Raw genomic sequence first — 1,901 nt, forward strand, 5'->3', positions numbered from 1 at the left:
TTATTAACTTGTGGTTTTATTGTTTTTTTTGACAATTTTGTATTTTGGGGTAAGGTTTTTCAAAGAATAGATTTTTTTAAAACAGCAGGTTTTGGGTTTTTCTTGTCTTTTTCTGCTCTGTTTTTTGCACTACTTTATTTGATGTTGCTATTGTTTAGCCACAAATATACGTTAAAAGTTTTTTTATCCATTGTATTAATAGTAAGCGCAATTATTGGTTATTTTTCAGAACTTGGTGTAGTGTTTGATCAGTTTATGCTGACCAATATTGTTGATAACATTAAAGAGCAAAATACTCAAGAAACACTTGAATTGTTGTCTATTCCATTGATGATTCATATGGGTATTTTTGCTTTTATACCTGTTGCGTTATTATGGTTAGTGAAAATCAAACGACAAACTTTTTTGATTGAAAGTAGAAATAGAATTTTAACTACTATTGTTGTTATGGTTATTTGCACTATTATGATTTGGTCTAATATGAAATATTTGACTTATTTCGGTAGAGAAAATCGTGATTTGCGTTATTTTATCAACCCACTTTTTGTTGTTAATTCAGGCGTTAAATACATCAAAGAAAATTACTTTCCTGATAAAAAGGAAAAATTTAAAATGATTGGTAATGATGCAGTTATTAATGAGGCTAAAAAACAAAAAACTGTTGGTATTTTTATCGTTGGAGAAACGGCAAGAGCAGACCATTTTTCATTAAACGGCTATAAAAAATTAACCAACCCTAAGCTTGCAAAACAAAATATTATGAATTTTTCTAATGTTGCCTCTTGTGGCACATCTACCGCTTATTCGGTGCCTTGTATGTTTTCATTGTTAGGAAAAAATGATTATTCACCACAAAAAGCCGACAACCAATCCAATGTGCTAGACATTTTACAAACAGCTGGTGTTAAGGTTTTTTGGCTAGATAATAATTCTAGTTGTAAAGGTGTTTGCACTCGAATTGAGAATAAAAATATATTGAGTCAAGGCAAGTTTGATATTTCTATGCTTGATGGTTTAAAGTCCTATATTGATAAGCAAGAGTCTGATGTATTGGTGGTTCTACATTCTCTCGGATCTCATGGTCCAAGATACTATAAGCGTTACCCGAAAGCTTTTGAAGTGTTTACGCCTGTTTGCAAAAATACGCCAGAGAAATGCACCAATGAAGAAGTCAACAATGCCTATGACAACAGTATTTTATATACCGATTATTTAATTGATAGTACCATTCAATTGATGAAAAAAAATTACCTCAATAGTTTCGTATTCTACACCTCAGATCATGGTGAATCTCTAGGAGAAAAAAGTGTTTATTTGCATGGATTACCTTATATAATTGCCCCTAAAGAACAAACCCATGTGCCAATGCTGGCTTGGTTTAGTGATGAGAAGTCAGGTGACATTAATCAATCGTTGTCACATGATAATATTTCACATTCTTTATTGGGGTTATTTAAGGTTAAAACCAAAGTTTACGATAAAGCATTAGATGTTTTTCATTAAAAAAGACTATTTTAAAGTTAGTGAATGATAAAATTTTTATTTCCACTGTTGTTTTCTTTTTCAGTACTGGCGCTTAAGCCACACACAGCAACTTACACCTTATCAACGCTAGATTTTGATCTTGCTGAAGTACGGATTACCTTAAGCAAAATAGACAATGTGTATTCTTATACTTTAGATGCACAAACTGAAGGCATGATAGCCTTGTTTTTGGATTATAAAATTCGCACAAAATCTGTATTTGTTATTAATCAATTTGGTTTGCAAACTAAGCATTATCAAAACTTTGAACAAGGTGGTGAAAAGGTAAAAAAGAATATTGACATTTACCCTAAAAGCCAGCAAGTTGATCCGCTGAACCAAACTTTGGCAATTGTCAATATTTTAGAGAAAAACCC

At 31.5% G+C, this 1,901-nt stretch carries 2 protein-coding genes; both read left to right on the forward strand.

Annotated elements, in window-relative coordinates:
* Positions 1-1,503 (forward strand): phosphoethanolamine transferase (locus tag BAZSYMA_RS04655; RefSeq protein WP_090716134.1); only part of this gene is annotated, 1,503 nt, incomplete at its 5' end.
* Positions 1,504-1,527: 24 nt separating this feature from the next.
* The coding region (locus BAZSYMA_RS04660) for a DUF3108 domain-containing protein (RefSeq protein WP_143243103.1) at positions 1,528-1,901 on the forward strand (374 nt) is incomplete at its 3' end.

It is taken from the genome of Bathymodiolus azoricus thioautotrophic gill symbiont (assembly GCF_001298715.1).
Classification (GTDB): Bacteria; Pseudomonadota; Gammaproteobacteria; order PS1; family Pseudothioglobaceae; genus Thiodubiliella.